The sequence below is a fragment of the Phycisphaeraceae bacterium genome (assembly GCA_019636555.1).
Taxonomy (GTDB): Bacteria; Planctomycetota; Phycisphaerae; order Phycisphaerales; family UBA1924; genus JAFEBO01.
This window is the reverse complement of record JAHBXH010000001.1, coordinates 446,795-468,088: the sequence shown is the minus strand read 5'-3', so window position 1 is coordinate 468,088 and position 21,294 is coordinate 446,795. Positions and strand designations below refer to the sequence as shown.

Annotated in this window: 18 protein-coding genes; 10 read left to right on the top strand and 8 right to left on the bottom strand. The window is 62.1% G+C overall.

Features of this window, described 5'->3' with window-relative positions:
- From KF691_01885 to KF691_01875, 3 genes are all read right to left on the bottom strand, one after another.
- Positions 1-1,560, bottom strand: a complete 1,560-nt coding sequence (locus KF691_01885; GenBank protein MBX3388187.1) for a GNAT family N-acetyltransferase — start codon at positions 1,558-1,560, stop codon at positions 1-3.
- Between the two features lie 333 nt (positions 1,561-1,893).
- The gene (gene ppk1 / locus KF691_01880) at positions 1,894-4,206 is read right to left on the bottom strand and encodes a polyphosphate kinase 1 (GenBank protein ID MBX3388186.1); all 2,313 of its coding nucleotides are present in this window, start codon (positions 4,204-4,206) and stop codon (positions 1,894-1,896) included.
- A complete protein-coding gene (locus KF691_01875) occupies positions 4,203-4,871 on the bottom strand; it encodes a 6-carboxytetrahydropterin synthase (protein MBX3388185.1) in 669 nt (222 codons plus the stop codon). Before KF691_01875 ends, ppk1 begins: the two co-directional genes overlap by 4 nt.
- Here KF691_01875 and KF691_01870 point away from each other — a divergent pair.
- Positions 4,846-6,318, top strand: coding sequence for a hypothetical protein (locus KF691_01870; GenBank protein ID MBX3388184.1), 1,473 nt, complete (start codon positions 4,846-4,848; stop codon positions 6,316-6,318). The two genes, KF691_01875 and KF691_01870, sit on opposite strands and share 26 nt — an antisense overlap.
- 266 nt (positions 6,319-6,584) lie before the next feature.
- Here KF691_01870 and KF691_01865 read toward each other — a convergent pair whose 3' ends face one another.
- The 3 genes from KF691_01865 to KF691_01855 form a co-directional block, all read right to left on the bottom strand.
- The gene (locus tag KF691_01865) at positions 6,585-8,009 is read right to left on the bottom strand and encodes an HlyC/CorC family transporter (protein MBX3388183.1); all 1,425 of its coding nucleotides are present in this window, start codon (positions 8,007-8,009) and stop codon (positions 6,585-6,587) included.
- Positions 8,006-8,671, bottom strand: coding sequence for an rRNA maturation RNase YbeY (gene ybeY, locus KF691_01860; GenBank protein ID MBX3388182.1), 666 nt, complete (start codon positions 8,669-8,671; stop codon positions 8,006-8,008). Before ybeY ends, KF691_01865 begins: the two co-directional genes overlap by 4 nt.
- 73 nt (positions 8,672-8,744) lie before the next feature.
- Entirely contained in the window at positions 8,745-9,650 is a 906-nt protein-coding gene (locus tag KF691_01855; GenBank protein ID MBX3388181.1) for a hypothetical protein, read from the bottom strand.
- Between the two features lie 49 nt (positions 9,651-9,699).
- Here KF691_01855 and upp point away from each other — a divergent pair, with 49 nt between their 5' ends.
- From upp to KF691_01825, 6 genes are all read left to right on the top strand, one after another.
- The gene (gene upp, locus KF691_01850; GenBank protein MBX3388180.1) at positions 9,700-10,347 is read left to right on the top strand and encodes a uracil phosphoribosyltransferase; all 648 of its coding nucleotides are present in this window, start codon (positions 9,700-9,702) and stop codon (positions 10,345-10,347) included.
- Between the two features lie 246 nt (positions 10,348-10,593).
- The gene (locus tag KF691_01845; GenBank protein ID MBX3388179.1) at positions 10,594-11,052 is read left to right on the top strand and encodes a hypothetical protein; all 459 of its coding nucleotides are present in this window, start codon (positions 10,594-10,596) and stop codon (positions 11,050-11,052) included.
- Between the two features lie 206 nt (positions 11,053-11,258).
- Complete coding sequence (locus tag KF691_01840; GenBank protein ID MBX3388178.1) at positions 11,259-13,106, top strand: hypothetical protein; 1,848 nt, start codon at positions 11,259-11,261, stop codon at positions 13,104-13,106.
- A gap of 141 nt (positions 13,107-13,247) precedes the next feature.
- Positions 13,248-14,372 carry a hypothetical protein gene (locus KF691_01835; protein ID MBX3388177.1) on the top strand — a complete coding sequence of 375 codons (1,125 nt, stop codon included), beginning with the start codon at positions 13,248-13,250 and terminating at the stop codon, positions 14,370-14,372.
- A gap of 175 nt (positions 14,373-14,547) precedes the next feature.
- On the top strand, positions 14,548-15,351 hold the full coding sequence (locus KF691_01830; protein ID MBX3388176.1) for a hypothetical protein: 804 nt from the start codon (positions 14,548-14,550) through the stop codon (positions 15,349-15,351).
- The gene (locus tag KF691_01825; GenBank protein ID MBX3388175.1) at positions 15,348-15,860 is read left to right on the top strand and encodes a hypothetical protein; all 513 of its coding nucleotides are present in this window, start codon (positions 15,348-15,350) and stop codon (positions 15,858-15,860) included. The genes KF691_01830 and KF691_01825 overlap by 4 nt, the downstream gene beginning before the upstream one ends.
- 154 nt (positions 15,861-16,014) lie before the next feature.
- Here KF691_01825 and KF691_01820 read toward each other — a convergent pair whose 3' ends face one another.
- Positions 16,015-16,212 carry a hypothetical protein gene (locus tag KF691_01820; GenBank protein ID MBX3388174.1) on the bottom strand — a complete coding sequence of 66 codons (198 nt, stop codon included), beginning with the start codon at positions 16,210-16,212 and terminating at the stop codon, positions 16,015-16,017.
- A 314-nt stretch (positions 16,213-16,526) separates the two neighbouring features.
- Between KF691_01820 and KF691_01815 the strand changes: the two genes are divergently transcribed.
- Positions 16,527-16,832: a hypothetical protein gene (locus KF691_01815; protein ID MBX3388173.1), complete on the top strand. Its 306-nt coding sequence runs from the start codon at positions 16,527-16,529 to the stop codon at positions 16,830-16,832.
- Positions 16,833-17,484: 652 nt separating this feature from the next.
- Here the strand turns inward: KF691_01815 and KF691_01810 are convergent.
- Positions 17,485-17,964 carry a DinB family protein gene (locus KF691_01810; protein MBX3388172.1) on the bottom strand — a complete coding sequence of 160 codons (480 nt, stop codon included), beginning with the start codon at positions 17,962-17,964 and terminating at the stop codon, positions 17,485-17,487.
- Positions 17,965-18,699: 735 nt separating this feature from the next.
- On the opposite strand from KF691_01810, the gene KF691_01805 reads away from it, so the two are divergent.
- Together KF691_01805 and KF691_01800 are read left to right on the top strand one after the other, a co-directional pair.
- Positions 18,700-19,083, top strand: a complete 384-nt coding sequence (locus tag KF691_01805) for a hypothetical protein (protein MBX3388171.1) — start codon at positions 18,700-18,702, stop codon at positions 19,081-19,083.
- Positions 19,084-19,505: 422 nt separating this feature from the next.
- Positions 19,506-21,260 (top strand): FHA domain-containing protein, encoded by a 1,755-nt coding sequence (locus KF691_01800; protein ID MBX3388170.1) that lies wholly within the window; start codon positions 19,506-19,508, stop codon positions 21,258-21,260.
- Positions 21,261-21,294: the final 34 nt, after the last annotated feature.

Sequence of the window (21,294 nt, the reverse complement as noted above, 5' to 3'; positions counted from 1 at the left end):
TCAGATCTCCTCGTGCCTCTCCATCGACTTCGACATGATCGAATACAGATCGGATCGCCGATCCGAAAACGGCCTCACCGTACCCTCGACGCGGTTGCGCCGGAGCAGTTCCACGTCCACATCGTGCACGATCACCGTCTCGATGTTCGGCATGCTCTCCGACGCCACCGCGTCGCGCGCAAACGGAAAGTCCGACGGCGTGAAAATGCCGAGCTGCGAGTAATGCAGGTCCGCGTTCGCCACGCCCGCCAGCAGCCCGGCGCACCCCGCGATCGCCACGTACACCTGGTTCTCGATCGCCCGCGCCTGCGCACAGTGCCGCACCCGCAGATACCCATACCGCTCGTCGGTGTTGAACGGCACAAACAAAATGTTCGCGCCCTTCGAAGCCAGGATCCGCGACAACTCCGGAAACTCCACGTCGTAGCAGATCAGGACGCCGATCTTGCCCCGATCCGTGTCGAACACCGCCAGCGGCCCCTCGCCCGGCGTCACGCCCCACCACTTCCGTTCGTGCGGCGTGATGTGGATCTTCTTCTGGTGCGACGCCGTGCCGTTCCGCCGGTACAGGCTCACGACGTTGTACAGATGCTCGCCGTCGATCCGGAAGTGCGAGCCGTCGATGATGTTGACGTTGTGCCGCACCGCCAGCCGCGTGAACATCTCGCGGAGCTTTGGGAAGAACCCTGCCAGCCGGCGCGCCCCGGCCCCCGGCCGCTGCGCCGGAAGAATCGAGAGAAGCTGCGTGCTGAACAGCTCTGGAAAGAGCACGAAGTCCGAGCGATAGTCCGACGCGAGATCCACAAAGTTCGCGACGATCGCCTCGAACTCCGCGAACGACTTCACCCGCCTCATCAGATACTGAACAAGGCACAGCCGCACCTGCGCCTTGCGGTGCGAGTATTCCGCATCGGGCGCCTTGAACGCCGGATTGGTCCACTCGAGAAACGTCGCGTACCCCGCCGATTCGAGATCGCTCGGCAGATAGTTCGGGAGCAGCCCGCGCAGGACAAAGCCGTTGGACATCTGGGGCGTCAGCACCGGGTCCACCAGTTGTTTCCGCCGCACGCGCTCGACATACTGCTCCGCCGTCATCCGGTGCGTGTGCTTGCCGTACCCGGGGATGCGCCCGCCGATGATGATGCGCCGAAGGTTGAGCTCGCGCACGAGATCCTTCCGCGCGTCGTACAGCCGCCGCGAGAGTTTCAGCCCGCGAAACTCCGGATCGATCATGATCTCCATGCCGTAGAGCGTGTCGCCCTTCGGATCGTGGTTGCGGATCATGCCGTGATCGGTGATCTCTTTCCAATCCGACCACGCGCTGTAGTGATCGAACGACACGATCAGGCTCGACGAACTCCCGATGATCTTCTTGCCCGCCTGCAGAACGATCTGCCCCTCGGGGAAGAGCCTGAGCTGGCTCTCGATCTGTTCTCGCTTCCACGGGATCATCCCCGGAAAGCACCGGTGCTGCAGCGCCACCAGCGCCTCGTAGTCCGATGCGCGGAGCCTCCGGATTCTGTACTCAACCGGCTTGGTATCGCGGACTCGTTTGGCCATATCGGGTGATGCTCCGCCTCGTGCGGGCGCATTGTTGCATATCCCCGCACTCCGGTGCACCAGCCTTGTCGAGCCTCCTCACCCCATCACCCACTCACCTCTTCACCTGTTCCCCTCTTCACCTGTTCACCTCTTCCAATCCGCAATCCGCCGTCCGCTATCCGCCATTTGCCATTTGCGATCTGCGATCTGCGATTTGAGATTTGAGATTTGAGATTTGAGATTTGAGATTTGAGATTCTCGATCTGACATCCCCCATTCGCCTTCCCGCTCACCTCTTCACCTGTTCCCCTCTTCTCCTCTTCCCATCCGCCATCCCACATCCGCCATCTCCTACTGCCCCCCCGCTTCCCACATCAACGTATTGAACGTGCCCGATGCCTGCGGCGAATCCGGCTCCGCGTCCTCGTTTGCCCGGCGCTGCACGTACGTCCCGTCCGGCTGCAGGTCCCACGCGTTCCGCTGATCGAGCAGCGCAACCTCAAAGATCCGATTCAGCTTCCGCCGCGCATCCCGATCGCGGATCGGCACCGCAACCTCCACGCGGTTCGAGAGGTTCCGGTACATCCAGTCGGCGCTGCTGATCAGCCACTCGCCGTCCAATGGATCCGCCACTCCGCTCTGGAAGTGGAAGATGCGCGAGTGCTCGAGGAACCGCCCGATCACGCTCACGACCTTGATGTTCTCAGACAAGCCCGGCACGCCCGGCCGCAGGCAGCAGAACCCGCGCACGATCAAAGTGATCGGCACGCCCGCCTGCGATGCCTTGTACAGCTTCTCCGCGACCTCGCGGTCTTCCATCGCATTGATCTTCGCCGTGATGCCGCAGGGCTGCCCGCGCCGCGCAAACTCCATCTCGCGATCGATCAGGTAGTTGAACCGCTGCCGCATCGTGAACGGCGCGACAAGCAAGTGCGAGTAGTTCTGCGGCGCCGAAATCCCGGTCAGGTAATTGAAAAGCGTGACCAGGTCGCCCGTGATCTCCGGGTCGCACGTGAACAACCCCACGTCGGTGTAGAGCTGCGCCGTCTTCGGGTGATAGTTTCCCGTGCCGAGGTGCGCATAGCAGCGCAGCCCCGTCCGCTCATGACGCACCACCAGCGACGTCTTGCAGTGCGTCTTCAGCCCCGCAACACCATACGCGACGTGCACGCCCGCCTTTTCGAGCTGCCTCGCAAACCGCACGTTGCGCCCCTCATCAAACCGCGCCCGCAGCTCGACGAGGCACGCCACCTGCTTCCCGCTTTCCGCAGCGCGGATCAGGTTCTCCACAAACGGTGAATCCGGCGTCGTTCGATAGAGCGTCTGCTTGATCGCCACCACGTCCGGGTCGCCCGCCGCCGCGGCAATAAACCGCTCCACCGAGTGCTTGAAGCTCTCGTACGGATGGTGCACCAGCACGTCCTGCTTGCGGATCGACGCGAAGAAGTTCGCCGCCGCCGAGGCGCTCGCCGCGATCCCCGGCGCGCTCAGCGCGCTCAAGGCGCCGGGAGCGCCCCCCTTCATCGACATCGCGAACCGCGCCGGAACCACCGGCCGGTACGGCCGCTCCTTCAGGTCCGGCCGATCCACCTCCGCGATCTCGAACAGCGATGCAAAGTCGATCGCAGGATGCTCGTACACGTCCTGCGGCACAAGACTCAGTTTGTCCAGCAGCCACTGCCGCAGGTCCTGGCTCGCCCGCGAATCGAGTTCCAGCCGCACCGCCCGCGCAAACCGGCGCTGCTTCAGGTCCTCTTCCACCGAACGCATGAGCGAACCTGTGCCCATCTCGATCATGTCGTCGCGCTGCACGCCCGCCGAACGCGTCACACGGAACGCCGCCTGCTCCAGGATCCGAACCCCCGGAAACAAGTCTCCCAGGTTGTGGCTGATCACTTCAAGCAGCGGCACGAATCTGTCCACCCGCTTCCCGGCCCGCGCCCCCGGCCGCGTCGGGATCGGAATAAACCGTCGCACGCCCGCGCCCACCGGAATCTTCACCCGCGCAAACCGCGGCTCATCGTCCTCAATCCCGTGCAGCGCCGCCTGATGACCAACCCGGGGCGGAGGCGACGTCAGCACGCTGATGTTGTCCGACAAGTTCGAGATAAATGGAAACTTGTGCCCCGAATCGACCGCGAGCGGCGTCAGCGACGCGAAGATGTGCGCGCGATACCACTCATCCACATACCGCTTGTCGCGCGCCGGCAGATCCTTGTAGCTGATGATGTGGATGTCCGCCGCCGTCAGCGCCGGCAGGACATCCGTTGTGTAGATCTGACCCTGTTCCGCAACCAGCTCGTTCACCACGGCGCGGATCGCCACCAGTTGCTGCCGGGGCGTCATCCCGTCATGGCTCAGCGAATCCGGCTCGCTCTGCATCAGCCGGCGCAGCAGGCCCACGCGCTTCATGAAAAACTCGTCGAGGTTGCTCGTGAAGATCGCAAGGAACTTCATCCGGTCCAGCAGCGGCACCCGCTGATCCGCCGCCTGCCGCAGCACCCGCCGATTGAACTCGAGCCACGAGAGGTCGCGATTGAAGAACCGCGGGCCTTCCCACGTCGGCTCGCTGCTCTCCGGCGTACCCGAGATCGATAAAGGCGGCGTCGCCCCGTTCGAAACAACGGAATCGGGCTTCACAAAGTTCGACTCGGCCTGTGTCACGTTTTCTCCACCCGGTACGTCGCGATGCACCCCGGCGCTTCCGTCACGCTCACACTCGCGACGTGCGCGTGCGGCTTGAGCGCCTCGTCCAGACGCGACGCCATCTCCGTCGCGATGTACCGCGCAACGTGCTCCGCCGACGGATTCAGCCCCTTCGCAAACGGCTCGCGGTCGTCCAGGTTTTCATTCTGAAACGGCTCGCAGATGTCGTGCAGCACTTCCTCGCAGGTGTGAAAATCGCAGAGCAACCCGTCCTCGTCGAGCGAACCGCCCGCGATCACCGCCTTCACCTTCCAGTTGTGCCCGTGCAGTTTCTCCCGCTGACCCCCGATGACCAGCGAATGCCCCGCGCAGAATTCGGTTTGAACCGTGATCTCGTACATCCGCGATCCTAGATGGAACATCCTCTCCCGTGCGATGCCCGAGCCGCCCGCGCCGCCCTGAAAACGACCGGCAGGGCCAAAATCACCGGTTCCGATCCCGAATGAGATCGACAACCACGGCGTGCCTCCGAACCCTACCCTCGTGGTTTTCGGAACATGAATGTTTCGTTTGCAGCGCGTTTGGTTCGGAAATTGCGCTTCCCAGCACCCGCCCGCCGCAACGATTCCGACTTTCGCCCACTTCGACGCACCCGCCATGACCAATCCCAACGCGCCGCTCATGCTTTCCGTCTCCGGCCTCCGCGGCATCGTGGGTCACTCGCTCACGCCCGAGGTCGCCGCACGATTCGCCGCATGCTTCGGCGCCTTTCTCCGCGAGCGCTCGCCCGGCGCACAGCCCACCGTCGTGCTCGGGCGCGACGGCCGCGCCGGCAACGCCATGCTCCATCACGCCGCGCTCGCCGGCTTGACCGGCGCCGGTGTCAATGTGGTCGATGTCGGCGTCGCCATGACCCCCACCGTCGCCATCGCGACCGATGCGCTCGCCGGCAAGTCCAAGGCCCCGGTCGCCGGCATGGTCCTCACCGCCAGCCACAACCCGCAGCAGTGGAATGGAATGAAGTGCCTGCTCGCCGACAACCGCGACGGTTTCGGCTCCGCCGCCTGCGCGCCCGAAGCCGCGATCGCGAGCAAGATCGTCGAGCGCTTCCGTGCCGGCACGCCCTCGTTTGTCGAATGGGACTCGATCGGTTCCGCCAGCGCCGACACCGAAGCCGACGCGCACCATGTCGCCCGCGTCCTGCAGGCCATCGAAGAAGTCGGCCTCACCGACGATGCGCCCGCGCTCGGTGAGGGTCTCAAGTTCGCCGCCGATTCCGTCAACGCCTCCGGCGTCCAGGGTTGCCAGCAACTGCTCGAAGCGCTCGGAGTCGATGAGTTCTGCCATCTCGGGAACCAGACCAGCGGCATCTTCCCCCACCCGCCCGAGCCCACCCTCGAAAACCTCTCGACGCCCGGCGGCCTCTGCGACGCCGTGCGCCAGAACGAATGCGCCGCGGGCTTCGCGCAGGACCCCGACGCCGATCGCCTCGCGCTCATCGACGACAAGGGACGCTACATCGGCGAAGAGTTCACGCTCGTTCTCGGCACGCTCGCGATCCTCGAATCGATGAAGCGCGCCGGCGAAAAGACGCAGGGGCGCACGCTCGCCGCGAACCTCTCGACCAGCCGCATGATCGACGACATCGCCGCCAGGTACGGCTGCACGGTCCTGCGCACCGCCGTCGGCGAGGCAAACGTCGTCACCGCGATGAAGAAGACTCAGTCGATCGTCGGGGGCGAAGGCAACGGCGGAGTCATCTGGCCCCGCGTCACCTACGTCCGCGATTCGCTCAGCGCCATCGCGCTCACCATCGGCCTCATCAGGATGCTCGACAAGCCGCTCTCGGTTATCGCCGACAGCATCCCCGCTTACTCGATCGTCAAGCGCAAGGTCGATCTCACAGACACCGCGCAGGCCAAGTCCGCCGCGGACAAAGTCGCGAAGCACTTCGCGAAAGAACGGCTTGATCTCCAGGACGGCGTGCGCGTCGATCTCGAATCCAAACGCGCCTGGCTCCATGTGCGAGGCAGCAACACCGAACCGATCATGCGCCTCATCGCCGAAGCGCCCACCGCGGCAGCCGCGAACGAACTCCTCGACGAAGCCGCCCGCGCAATCGCGGGCTGAGGCGGAATCCATCTCTTCACCGCGTTTTTCGGCCGCAGTCCTCGACGGCCGCCGGGAGGTGTCATCGCGCAGGCTCGGCGAAGCGATGACGGAGAGGGTTCTCAAGCATGCTGCGCTTTGCTGACGCGCACGTTCCGCAGTCCTCCCCCGTTGCCAACGGGGGAGGTGTCATCGCGCAGGCTCAGCGAAGCGATGACTGAGGGGGTTCTCACATCTTCCGCGAATCGTTCGCGCACGCACCCTTGTCAAGGAACCTCTTCCAATCCTCACCTCTGCGCCGGCGCGAAGCCCAATGTTTCCGGCGCCGCGATCGTTTTCGGCGCCGGTTCGGCAATCGCGATCGGGCTCTCCGTCGGCTTCGCGACCTCGATGCGCACCCGCACCAGCCGCGTCGGCTCCGCTTCGAGCACGCTCACCTGCATCGTCGCACGCCCCGCCGGCAGTTCGAACCGCTCGCCCGTTTGCGGAATCCGCCCGAGCGCGACCGTCAAGTAGCCGCCCACGGTCGAGTAGTCCTCGCTCTCGGGAAGCGCGAGCCCCAGCGGCTCGAGCGCCTCGTTCGCATCCGAGATGTACGAGCGCGCATCGAGCTCCGCGACCCGCCGCACCTCGTCGGTCTTCGCGCCCGGCGCATCTTCCGGTTTCTCGTACTCGTCCTGCACGTCGCCGAAGAATTCCTCGACGATGTCTTCGAGCGTCACGACCCCCGCCGTGCCGCCGTACTCATCGAGCACGATCGCGATGTGCACGCGCTTCTCGAGCATCTCGTCCAAAAGTTCGCGGATCGTCTTCGATTCCGGAACAAAGATCGCCGGGCGCAACTGCGAGCGCAGATTGAACGTCTTCCCGCCGCGGCTGCCGCCGACTCCCGCCAGCCAGCGCAGCAGGTCCTTGATGTAGAAGACGCCGATGATGCGATCGATCGATTCTTCGTACACGGGGATCCGGCTGTGCCCGCCCTCGCGGATCATCGACGTGATCGACCCGAGATCGTTCGTCAATTCCAGCACTTCCATCTCGGTGCGCGGCGTCATGATCGCGCGCACCGTGGTGTCGCGGAAGCGCACCACCGCGCGGATCATCTGCTGCTCGGTCTCGTCGAGCTGCCCCTCTTCCTTCGCTTCCGCCACCACGTCGAGAAGTTCCGCCTGGATCGCCTCGACATCCCCCACTTCTTCCTTGCCCGCGAGTATCCGAACCGCGCCGTCGATGCCGCGAACGAGCAGGCGCAGCGGCGCGGTCACCATGTACATCGCACGCACGAGCGAAGCGAACCCGTAGATCGTCGGCTCGGCGAGATGGCGCGCCACGCTCTGCGGGATCACCGTTCCCGCGAGCCAGATGGTGATGCACGTCACCGCGATGCCGCCGATCGCCCACACCCACTGCACCGAAACCGAAGTCCCGGGCGCCGATGTCTGTTCGACAATCCACATCAGGCATCCGGTGGCGGAGATGATGGAGAACACCACGCGCGCGAGCGCCACCGCCGCGGCATGCCCGTCCGGGTCATCGATGATCCGGCGCACGCGGCTGGCGCGCTTGTGATCCACGCGATGCTTGAGGATCTCTTCGAGCGCGGAGCGCGAGAGATCGCGAAGCGAATGGAAGATCGCGCCGAAGACGCCGGTCGCCAGCAGCGAGACGATCGCGACGAAGAGCCATGCGCCGGAAGAAAGAAGGTGGCTCATCGCGCGCCTCCTTCGCTCAGCGCGTCGCGCGCGAAGATCGGTCCGACTCCGATGGCGCTGAGTATGTCATCCTCAGCGCGGTGCATCGCGCGATAGGCAGCGTCATCGTGATCGTCATGCCCAAGGCAGTGCAGAACGCCGTGCAGCGCGTAGAGCAACAACTCGTGCTCGGGGTGATGCTCGTGGCCGCGCTTCGCGCCCTGGCGCAGCGCCTCGTCGAGACAGACGAGCACATCGACATCAAGATCAGGCGCGCCTTCGCCCTCATCGACCGACATGTCGAAGGTGAGCACGTCGGTGGTGCCTTCGACCCCCGCGTACTCCTCGTGCATCTTGGCCATTTCTTCGTCGCCGATCACCCGCACCCGAACCTCGCCGCCACGCACTTTTCCGGCGGTGCGGGCCTTTTCGCGCCGGCAGGCTTCGGGGAGCGCTTCGGAAAGCCGGTCGAGCAGCCAACGGCTCGCGCTGTCGGAAAGGCGGCCGGTCGAATCGGCGAGGTCGATGCGCAGCGAACCCTTCCCCCCTGCGGCCGGAGGGCTTGACGGGAGCTGAGTTTTTCCACGGTCTTCCATGCCGTCCCTGACAAACCCGCCCGCATCAGATACGCGCCGCGGAACCACTTGGGTCTGGCGCGCTGCGGGCTCGATCAGAACCTTCATCGTATCAGACCGCCCGCCCAAACCCGCTCAGTCTACCATTTTCGCGTACCAAATACAATTAAAAACCTATTTATTACCGAACAAAATAGGTTATAGGACTATCTAGGCATTCAAGGCGGAGTTTTTCGCCGGAATTGAGCCGACCGCCGGCATCGCCATCGAGTTGCCAAGCCCCCCCGCCTTCGACGACGACGGCTTTGCCGCGGCAGCAGACAAGGGCGGGGTGTTGCGCGGCGGTCTTGAACGTGCAGCGCGCCATCCACTTGAATACGCCGAGTCGCGAGCGGAGTGGGAAAAAACGCACATCGAGAAGGCCATCGCCGGGCTTGGGGGTCTCGCCGAGTGCGCAGGGGTCGAGCCCGAGCGCGTAGGGAGTGTTCGCGGCGACGATGAGCCATCCGGCATCATCTGCGATTTTCTTGCCATCGACCCAGACACGCAACGGCTGAGGCGCGGGGTGAACGATCGCGTCGAACGCTTCGGCGAGCACGGGGCCGAGATAGGCGAGGTGGCCGCGGGCGCGGCGCGGCGCGCTGCACAAGCGCTCGATGACGGACGCATCGGGACCGAATGAGACCATCAAAGAGAAGCGGCGTGCTTTGTCGAGATGGTCGACGCTCGCGACGGCGCCGACATCCAGAGTCGCGGTTTTTCCGCCGGCAACGAGCGCTGCCGCGAATTCGACGTCGCGGGTGTGACCGCAGGCGCGGGCGAAGAGGTTTTGATTGCCGCAGGGGAAGTGGTAGATGGCGACGCCGAGCTGCGCGCAGGTTTCGAGGGCGCGGTTGACGGTGCCGTCGCCCCCCATGATGACGAGGGCGCGGCAGTCGCCAAGTTCGCCGCGGAGGTCGAGCGATTCGCCGACTTCCACGGCACGCGATTCGACGGCGCGTGATTTCAAGGCTGCTTGCAGCTCGTCCGCGAATCTCGCGGCGCGCGTCATTCCGGAATGCGGGTTGTACACGATGAGCGCCTGCATGGGGCAAGATGCTACCGAAGTGCGGCCCGGCTAGTTCGTATGCTCAGGCATGCCCAAGTCGCACCCGCAGTTCCCGAATCTGGTCGAGTTCGACCATCCGCTCATCCAGCACAAGATGTCGTGGATCCGCGACGAGGCGACGGGGCATCGGTCTTTTCGGGGGCTGCTCGCGCAGATCGCGGGGCTGATGGTGTTCGAGGTGACGCGGAGTTTGCCGGTCTCGAGCGTGCGGGTGAAGACGCCACTGGAGATGACCGAGGCGCGGCGGCTGAGCGCGAACATCACGGTTGTTCCGATCCTGCGCTCGGGGCTCGGGATGATCGAAGGGATTTTGTACGTGATGCCCGAGGCGCGGGTGGGACATTTGGGGATCGCGCGCGATCACGAGACGCTGGAGCCGGTGGCGTACCTGAACAAGTTGCCGCGGGATCTGGAGGCGGGGCCGGTCTTGCTTGTCGATCCGATGCTGGCGACGGGGGGTTCGGCATCGGCGGCGATCACGATGCTGCGCGAGGCGGGAGCGAAAGACCTGCGGATGATCTGTCTGGTCGCGGCGCCGGAGGGCGTGCGGCGGCTGTTGAAGGATCATCCGGATGTGATGGTGTACACGGCGGCGCTGGATCGCGAATTGACGGAGAAGGGATACATCACGCCGGGGCTCGGGGATGCGGGGGACAGGATGTATGGAACGGGGTGAGCGGATGGCGGATGGCGGATGGCGGATGGCGGATGGCGGATGGCGGATGGCGGATGGCGGATGGCGGATGGCGGATGGCGGATGGCGGATGGCGGATGGCGGGCGGAGCGTATGACGCGGGAGATTTTGCCGCGGGACTGAGGTGTTGGGAGTGAGCGAGAGATGTGCTGATCGCGGCGCGATCCGTGGCACGGCGGGGCCCGTCTTCCGCCGATGCCAAGCGCCAAGTCTCCTCTATTCTCTCCCATGCTCCGCCCGGAAGATGTACCCGAGGTGTTCGAGATCGACGGCAGTTGGCGCGATCTCTATGTCCTCGATTCGACGGTCGAGGATTGGAAAGAGATGCTGCGGCTGGTGCGCGATCGCAGGACGATCGACTACGCGCTCCGCATCGAAGATCAACCCGCGGCAATCCCGGAACCGCCCGAGCCCGTATTCATGAGCAGCGGCGAGGTCGGATGGTCGTTGTCCGTAAACATCGACGGCCTAATCCTCAATGCTCACTTCTTCGGACCCGAGAACATCGAGTGCGACATCGACCCGCGCGAACTCACCGTGAACCGCTTCTATGGGTTGCTCGACTTCATGGAAAGCCTCGGCCGCCGACTGAAGAAAGAGGTGCGGCTGACACCGGAGAATCGGGCAGAGGACCCAATCGTAAAGTATGACCCGATTGTGGATCGGATTGTCAAGGTGGAGGAGTAGTTGAGGAAGCCGGATTGAAGGATGAGAGGCAGCAAAGACACACTGATCGCTCAAAGCCGCGATCAGTGCCACGAGCGTGGGTTCGTTTCGAAGTTGGGCCAACAACAAAGGTCAGGGCCACCCGCCAAATTGCAATGCGGCCAACCCTTGCATAATCTGTTTCCAGTCGGGGCACGCAACATTCTGCCAGCGGGGAGCATCACACAATGGCGAACAGAGTAAATCTAGAAGCGATTCTTGCCGGCGCTACCCTTCCTAATCAATACGCGCGGCAGCTCGCGAGAATTCAGAAAGCTGGCAACACAACCGCGATGATCGAAGAGGCGGTTAGCGGGGTGATGGGAAAATTGCCGGGTGCCGTTGGCAACTCCTTGGTGATATACGGCGACCCTCAGAGCGGCAAAACAGAGCTCATGATCTGCCTCACCGCGCGGCTTCTAGATGACGGGCACCACACGATCATCCACCTCGTCACCGACAGCGTGGATCTTCTTTCACAGAATCTTGACAGATTCAAGCTGGCGGGACTAGCCCCTTCCCCGCGAAATGCATCCGACCTTGCGAATGCCCCGGTTGCGGCCGGACACAACGCCGTCCTGTTCTGCAAGAAAAATGCACGGGACTTGGCCAAGCTAATTCCTGCAATTGCCCAGTCTCGACCTGTGGTCGTGATTGACGACGAGGCAGACTACGCGACACCGAACGCCAAAATCAATCAGGCAGAACAAACGAAAATCAACAAACTGGTTGGGCAGCTCTTGGGGAGCAACGGCGTTTACATCGGCGTCACGGCAACCCCGGCGAGACTCAACCTCAACAATACTTTCAACAACAAGACGGAGAGCTGGGTTCGATTCAGGCCGCATCCGACATATACGGGACAGGATGTATTCTTTCCGCAAAACGCAAATGTCCGCTACCGCCTGACTCGACTTGAGGGTCCGGGAGGGCCAGATGATGCTCGCCGGGCTTTGGCTCGGTTCTGCATCACGGTTGCGCATTTGAATCTGGGATCTATTGCTGCTGGCAAGGATGAAGGGAACTACAGCTTCTTGGTCCACACGAGCGGCAAGACGGACGACCATGCAACCGACCGATCGACGATCGAAACCACGATGAACGTCTTGGTCAGCCGCTCTGGCAAGAAGTTCGAAGCGTTCGTCGGCATGTTGCATGCCGAGGCACAGGGGCTCTTTCCCGCTGACGATCCCGACTCATTGACCAAATACGTGGTCGTGAATGCATCTCGCAACGCGTTCGTAGTTCTGAACAGCAAGACGCAACGCAACTCCACCGGAAGCAATCCCACCGTTCCGACATGTCCGTTCACAATTATTATCGGCGGCAATATCGTTTCTCGCGGCGTAACGTTTCCAAACCTCCTATCCATGTTCTTTACGCGGGACGTCAAGACGAAGCTCCAGCAGGACACATATATCCAGCGAGCACGGATGTTCGGAGCCAGGGGCGGCTATCTGTCACAATTCGAATTGACAATCCCCGACGGGCTTTACAACGATTGGCAGCGTTGCTTTGCATTCCATCGGCTTGCTCTTGAATCGATCCAGAGAGGTACCGGTTCTCCCGTATGGATCGGCGATGATCGAATTGCCATCGCGGCCTCCTCAAGCATCGATCGCAGCACGGTGGATTTTAATCGAGGAGAAATGTCATTCGCCCAATTCGACTGCGCTGACGTGCCAGCGTTAGATGAAATCGCGGAGCGCGATCCCAGGAGTATCGAAACACTGGAAGCCCTGGCGACAGCTACCAACGGCGGCGTTCCCGGCTTTCTGATCGAATACCTGCGAGCGGAAGTCGCGAAGGCTGGGCAGAGCCTCGCGATCCACAAGGCGAGCTCGATCGAGAACTACGGTACCAGCGCCGATCAGAACGCCATCTATCGTGCCAAAGGCTTTATTGGTCGGCCCCAGTTGGAGGTTCAACGATTCCCAACAGCTGTCCACCACGTCAAGATTTTCCACAACGGGAAGGGGAGAGCCCGTGTGTTCTACAAGAACACGGGAACTGTTCACTTTGTTCAGAACCAGTAGCACCGTAAAGTGCCGGCCACAGCGATAGCCATGCTGAAATCTCACCACAAAACCATTTTCGAGACCCTCGGGCGGAACCCTATCCACCCATTTCCCGCTCGAATGGCCCCGGGAATCGCACTCGAAGCCCTTGGCGAGGACATGGATCAACTCCGCGTGCTCGATCCGATGGCCGGTTCCGGAACTGTGCTTGCGGTCGCGCGCGCAAATGGCCACCACGCGATCGGCGTCGACCTTGATCCACTTGCAGTTTTGCTCGCTGGCGTATGGACACGGACCGTGGATGCAGATGAGATAAACGACAAGGCAGCCGAGGTTCTCGACCGCGCCGCCACCACATTTCGGACGCTCTCGACCGGGCAGGCTTATCCAGCGGGAAGCGATATCGATACCCGTGAGTTCATCCGCTACTGGTTCGACGATTATTCTCGCAGGCAATTGGCAGCATTGGCTACTGCTGTCGCCCGCGTTCGGGACGACGCAACTCGCGATGCCCTATGGTGCGGATTCTCGCGGCTCATCATCACCAAGAGCGCCGGCGCCTCGTTGGCGATGGATCTTTCCCACAGCAGGCCGCATAAGGAATTCGACCACGCGCCCGTTAAGCCATTCAATCGATTCCTTTCAGCTGTCCAAATGGTGGTGTCCAACTGCCCGCAGAAAGGGAAAGATGTCGTAGGACCGGTAGCAAACGCCAGGCATGGAGACGCACGGAATCTTCCCATTGAGTCGAAATCGATTGACCTTGTCCTGACTTCGCCACCGTACCTGAATGCGATCGATTACATGCGATGCAGCAAGTTTTCCCTTGTGTGGATGGGCTACAACGTGGATCACCTTCGAAAGATTCGTGGCGAGAGCATCGGCGCCGAATCGTCCTCCGAAAAGGCAACGGAAACGCCGTGGGTGAGGGCGCTCATCAAACAGCTTGGTTTGGCAAAAAAGCTGTCGCCACGGGATCATGGGATTCTGGCTAGATACGTGTTCGACATGGGCGGCGCACTCGCAGAGGTGTCGCGTGTGTTAAAGAAGCGCGGCAGGGCCGTCTACGTGGTCGGCGATTCGACGGTCCGAGGGACGTTCATTCGAAATTCCGAGATTGTCAAAGCGGTTGCAGAACGTCACGGTCTCGTACTTCACGAGCGACGAACCCGGGCACTCCCTGCAAACCGCCGATATCTGCCGCCGCCGAAGAAGCGTGCCGGATCGGCTTCGATCGACGGGCGCATGCGTCGCGAGGTCGTCTTGGCATTCACAAAGCACTAAACGGAAAGCTAATCAGGGGCTTGCCAATAACAGGCATTGGATTCCGTCTCATTCGAAGCCTGTTTCACTGGCCATCCCGTCGTCGCGCAGCTTCGTCAAGTCATATTGTGGAGCCGACTATTATTTGAGACCGTTCAAGGCGAGTCGGGGTCAAGCTTGAATTTGGAGTTTGGGTATGGGTTCTGACGACATTGCGATTCTCAAGCGAGCACTGCAGCGGCCCTCCAAGTCAGCAGTAGTCGCGCCTCGAATTGAAGTGACCCGCAAGGGTTGCGGGCACAGTTCCGGCGAGGCACCAAGAGCTTTGAAAGCGATTCTGCTAGATCGACTCAAGCAAGCAAGCGAGCCCGGAACGCTCAAGCAGGTAAGTGGCGATTCTTACAAGACGGTCTTGGACGATCGGCCAGTCTCTTTTACATTCAGGGTCACCACTTCTCGTCTGGACAATCGTCCTTGGTTTAATGTTTCGGCAAACGAAGTCGATCAATGGCTACGTGACGGCACCTCCGTCATTGTTGCCCAATGCCTGAGGAGTACAAATACAGTATGGATGTATTTCATTGACGCGTCATGGTTTGGTGATATACGTCAACGCCGAACAAAAAAGGCGGAAGGTGTTCCGACGGCATTGTTTGAAATTCGGCAAGTGTCTGAAACCGATGGCGCGATGCTTTACAATCGGATGTCGTCATCGAACGAGGCTGCTGTCTTGATTGGCGTCGAGAACGTCTTGAGAATCACTTTAACCGAACCTGAGCACCAGTTCTTGCAGGATGGCTACAAGACGGAGCGGATTATCGATCGTACTAATGGCGGCAATATTGCTCCGTTGGCAGTGCTCATTCAACCCGGCAAAGCCGAGCCCGAACACATTGCAGAATTCTTGGCGGAGCTCTCAACGCTGTACCGAATGGTTGGCGGGTCCGGCATTAATTTTCAGCTGGCAGACGTCCGGCAGTGTCAGGGAGTGGTCGCATGACAACGCCTGACAACACTGACTCGGATTCTGCGATTCAGCGATACGAGGGAGTACCGAATAAACCATCCGTGCGTCGCGAAAGAAGTCGCTGGAATGCATTCTTGCAATGGCTGGTTCCTTTTTTGTACCGCGGCGAAGATCTACTGGATGACTATCTCGACGCCAAAGTCAGCGAAGCTCAAGCCGACGCCGAGATAAAGCAAGAGAAGGCTGCGGCGATCGCCGCCGAAACAGATCATGCGCGACAAAAGAGTGCTTTGGCGTTTTGCGACGTGATCGATGCCATCGCTCCTGGTGACTCCGAATTGGCTAGGAATCTCAAGCTCGCAAAGCTCTTGGAAGCCAATCCAGGAATTATGGCCCAAGTCGAGCGAGTTGTTGACCTGAAAAACTCGCTCGAGAAGGACCATGGAGCGCGAATAGAAGTCGTCGCGGGCGAACCCAAATCGCTTCCGAGCGCCAAGGCTCTTGACGAAGAGAGTGACGAGGCAAGCGGGCGAACTGGATAGTTTTTCGGGCTGGAGCATGCACACTTTTGGATTCGATGATCGGCGGGTGGCATCGATCTCGCCTCGGCCACGCCTCGAAAGTCACCCAACACGCGTGCCACGGACGTCGGTTCCTCCGGTGTGCCTGTGCGTCACCGCCCTTTTGCCCCAATCCTCACCGCTCCCGCCGCGCTGCCGCGGGATCGAGTTCGATCTCCCGCGTGCGCTCATCGAACCACATCCAGCACGTCCTGTCGTCCGCCGGGAGCAGCGAATCCCAATCGATTTCTCTCGGTGAATCGTGCCGCATGTCGGCGCCGGTCCATGCCCGAGGCTGGGCTCTTACATCTCCCACTCCCCCCATTCCACCCACGCCCCCCACTCCCCTTCCGCCAGTCACCCGACCCACTGCCGCGGCGGGCACGAGCAACGCGAATCGCCAGTCGTTTCGCTCGCTTCCCTCGATGAAAACACGCCCGCGGATTTGATGTGGGGGTGGGCCGTCGAATTCGTACACCTCCGGCTCGAACCCATCGCACCACAGAAAGCGCCGTTCAGGTAGACCGGCGAATTCAGCGCACACGCGGAACTCGAGCCGAATCCAGAATTCTCTTTCGGTGATCGGGAAGGTGCGGGAGGCTATGCCGGGGGGAGCAATCCTGCGGCGGACATCGATATTCTGACGGCATGCCGCCGCCCGAGACAGGCGAAGATTGGCCGTTTGAAGATCCGCGCAATGTCGCGACGATCTCGCTGCGCCGGATTGTCTTTAGCGGGCGGCCCGTGCTCTATGTGGAACACGACGACGAAGACGGCACGTGGGTGATGCTGGATGATGAGCCGATGACAGAAAAGGATGCGTGTGTGGTTGCGCTCGAGGAGATGGTCGTGCGCGATCCGACGCTGATTGAACTGGCGGACCTGCCCTGCGGATGGGAGGCACGAAGAGATTTCGTGGGTGGGCCCTGGCGACGGGCGAAGTGTGCGATGTGAGTAGGTGTCGATGCGTTCGGAGAGCTTCCTGCACTCCTTCGGAGTGCGATGGATCGGGGAATGTTTTTCGCGGCTCGCGCTCTGCCTCTCAACGGGTTGCGCTCCACCCGTTGCGACACACCTCCGCCCCTGCCGGGGCGGGTGGGTGAGGCGGAACGTCTTCCACGGGTTGCGCGGCGCTCGAAGACTCGCTTGCTGCATCCGTGGTTAGGGGTGGGCGAGCCGCTGGGGCGACGCGGTAAAGAAGAGAAGATTTCCTGCACCCCTTCGGGGTGCGGAGATTTTGAGGTTCGGAAACCGGGGGTGCCGCTGCGCGGCAACCCCACCCCGCCCCGGCTACTCACCGTGCACCGCTTCGCGGTGAAGACGTGGAATGGAGTTGGTTCGCAACGCGGGATAACGGCAGAGGGGCAGAGGGGCAAAGCGGCAAAGCGGCAAAGCGGCAAAGCGGCAAAGCGGCAAAGCGGCAAAGCGGCAAAGCGGCAAAGCGGCAAAGCGGCAAAGCGGCAAAGCGGCAAAGCGGCAAAGCGGCAAAGCGGCAAAGCGGCAAAGCGGCAAAGCGGCAAAGCGGCAAACGATGATAAAACGAGCGCGAGTTCAAACGGGAATTGCGCGGGCTCATCGTGCTCTGCAGGTCTGCGGTTCTGCTGTCTTATCCCTTCGTCATCGGCTTGCCGAGGGCGGCGCGTTTTTCCATGACGAACTTGCGGTGATGGAGGACGTGTTCGACGTAATCCTGGACCAGGGCGCCGAGGGAGATTTTGCCGCGTTCGGAGTGGATGCCGGTGCGCGCGAAGGCGTCGCTCGGGAGGCAGGCGAGCAGTTCGCCCATGAAGCGGCGGTGCATCGCGAAGAGCTCGCAGGCCTTGGAGACGTCGCGCTTGTCGTAGCAGAGCAGCGCGGCGAAGCGCGACTCGTCGTACCCCATCAGGAGCGGATTGTCCATCGCGACGATGCGGCGCATGCGGTCGCCCGCGACGAGATCGCTGTCGAGCGTGTGGAAGACGCACTGCTGCACGCTCCATGTGCCGGGCACGGGATGGGCGTTGAGCTGATCGCGGGTGAGGCCCGAAACCCAGGCCTTGAGTTCGTCGGCCTGGGCGAGGTAGTTGGCGATGTGGGAGCGGTCCATAGTGAGAGCGTACCAGCGCGGGAGATGCAAAGAGAACGCGGAGGGGCGGAGTTGGCGGAGTTGCGCGGAGAAGAGAGAAGAGAGAATGCGATCCTCGCCGGAAAACTTGTGATCAACGCCGTACGAATCCTGCTGCGACGAGGGTTTGCTGCATAATCCTCTGAAAGCGTGCGGGATTTCGGACGACGCTCACCGAGGGTGCCGCTGGCGCGGCAACCCCCACCCCCTGGCTACTCACCATGCACCGCTTCGCGGTGAGGAGACGGTGAGGACACACTGGGATCTGTCGCACCACAACGCCATGCCGCGTGTCGATCCATGCACCGCTTCGCGGCGAGGAGAACGGTGAGGACACGCTGGAATCTGTCGCGCCACAACGCCATGCCGCGTGTTGATTCGTGCACCGCTTCGCGGTGAACAAATCCAGAATCGCGGAACGGATCGCATCGAGACCATCCGGGGCGCGACGAGATCCGTATTCCAGAGAGCGCGTCGAGATTCATCCCCCTGCCCCTCCATGAAGTAGAGGGTTCTCGAGTCAGGATTTCACCACTCGTGTAAAGCCACGAGTTGTGGCACGGGATGAGCGGGTTTTCGTGCGCACGGATTGTCGCGAAGGGCGCTGCGCTGCCGCCTTGTGAAAGGGCATTCAAGTTGGAGTCACCCGCGATTCAAGCGCGGGACGCTTACTTGTTTGACCGGGGAGCGTTTCCCCCTCACAAGGAGAACGTCACCATGATCCGCAAACGCAATTCGCAGACTGGTTCGATCTCGCGCGTCGAAGACTGGAAGATGATCGCGCGGCCGGGCACGGGCAGTCTTGTGATCAATCACGAAGAAGAAGCGATCGAGGATGAGCCAGGCGTCTTCGAAAAATTCGCGGCGTGGGATGGTGAAACGGTCGAGCGGCTCCGGGCCTTCTTTGGCCGCAACGGTGCGGTGGTCGCGTATTTCGAGGAGCCGCTTCGCGGAACCAAAGACGGAGCGCGCCGGCGGTTCGCGGCGATCAGCGCGGCGATCGCGCACCTCGCGGATTTTCTCGAGCAGCAGAATCGCCTGGGTCGCTGGGGGCCGCGGGGCGTCTTTGCGCGCTGGGAGAGTTCGCTGGTGACGGAGTGAATGCGGCGCGTTCGGTGGACGGCGAGGCGTCCTGCACCCCTCCGGGGTGCGGAGAGTTTCGGCATCGGATACCGGGGGTGCCGCTGCGCGGCAACCCCCGGCTACTTACCGTGCACCGCTTCGCGGTGAGAAAGCGCGTTCGAAAGCGGCTGATTTGCTGCATCACGGTTTTCGGGATTTCACCACTCGCTTGGAGCCGCGAGTGGTTGCTCGACAGAAGAACTGATTCTGCAGCTGCGAGATCGATCCTCCCTTCCCCCAACCCCTTCCCTCAGGGAAGGGGCTTCGGAAACGCGCGAGCTTGCGCGATTGAAAGTTCGAGTGATTCATGCGCCCACCCCCTGCCCCCTCCCTCAGAAGTGCGCGATGCACCGCGTGATCGCGTAGGCATCCGATTCAGAGGTGATTCGTACACTTGATGTGTGCTGATCCTGACCGTCATCCAGGGGCCGGACAAAGGGCGCACGTTCCAGTTGCCCGATCACGAGCCGCAGTTGATCGGGCGATCGGGCGAGGCGCTGCCGCTCACCGATACGACGGTGAGCCGGCGGCACGCGGAAATGACGCCGGATACCGGCGCGTGGTTCATCCGCGATCTGCAATCGCAGAACGGCACGTACGTCAACGCGGAGCGGATCAAGGACCGGGTGCGGTTGCGACCCGGCGATCAGATCCGCGTCGGCGCGACGCTGATGGTCTTCGGGTTCACGGAAACCAACGACCCCGAGATCGTGAAGCTCGCCAAGCCGGGACAGGTGGAGGCGTCGATCGAGCACACGCTGGCGGGCGACGTGCTGAGTCCGAAGTCGGTCGTGGACGCGAACGAAGAGTCGCTGGTGATGGCGGAGCCGGAGCCGCGCGCGGCGGCGGCGACGCACCTGCGCGTCATTTACCAGTTGACGAGCCTGACGAGCCAGTTGACCGACCGGACGGAGCTGCTCAAGTCGGTGATGGAGATGGTGTTCAGGGAGTTCAAACCGGAGCGCGGGTTCATCGTGCTGACCAAGTCGGGCGAGATCGACAAATCGCGGCCGGCGGTGGTGAAGTATCGAACGGCGCCGGCGAACGAAGAAGACGCGAAGATTCATGTGCCGCGGACGATCCTGCAGCATGTCGTGAAGAAGGGCGAGGGCGTCTTGTCGAGCAACGCGATGAACGATCCGCGGTTTCAGGCGGGCGACAGCGTGCAGCGGATGCACGTGCGCTCGGCGATCTGCGCGCCGATCAGTTTTCGGGGAACGACCTTCGGCGCAATCTACATCGACAGCACATTGGCGAACTACACGTTCACGGCCGAGCAGCTCGCGCTGATGAACGCGGTCGGCCAGCACACGGGGCTGGCGCTCGCGAACGCGGAGGGTTATGCACGCCGGCTGCGGACCGAGCGGCTGGCGGCGGTCGGTGAGACGGTCGCGAGTCTTTCGCACTCGATCAAGAACATTCTTCAGGGGATCCGCGGCGGCGCGGACGTCGTCGAACTCGGGCTGAAGAAAGACGATCTCAAGATCGCCAAGGGCGGCTGGGACATTTTCAAGCGCAATCTCGATCGCATCAGCAGCCTGACGAGCAACATGCTGGCGTATTCGCGGCATCGGAAGCCGGAAGTGGAGCTCACCAAGGTTCAGCAGCTCGTGGATGACTGCCTGGAGCTGCTCAAAGGCGCGGCGGAGGCGAAGGAAGTCGCGATCATTGTGGATATTGATCCGGAGATGCCGCCAATCGCAATCGATCCGGGGCTGATGCACCAGGCGATGCTGAATCTTCTGACCAACGCGGTGGAGGCGGTCGAGCCTCAAAGAGGGGTGGTGACGGTGCGGGCTGGATACCTTGTCGCGTCGCCGGGTCAGGTGCCGCCGGATTCGAAGACCGCGCCGTCCGCGAATCAATCCGGCGCGCTGTGGGCGACGCTCGAGGTGATCGACAACGGGCCGGGCATCGCCAAGGCCAAGCAGCCGTGGATCATCGAACCGTTCAATACGACCAAGGGGCTGAGAGGAACCGGGCTCGGTCTGCCGGTCGCCAAGCGCGTTGCGGAGGATCATGGGGGATCTCTCACCATCGAGAGCGACGAAGGAAAAGGCTCGGTTTTCCGCATGATTGTTCCGGCGGACCCATCGGCGGCGATCGACCCTTCGGCGACGACGGGCGAGCGCGACAGCCGCGGAAAGTCGATATGACTTTTGCCTCACAAGGGCCGGAACCCGGCGGCAT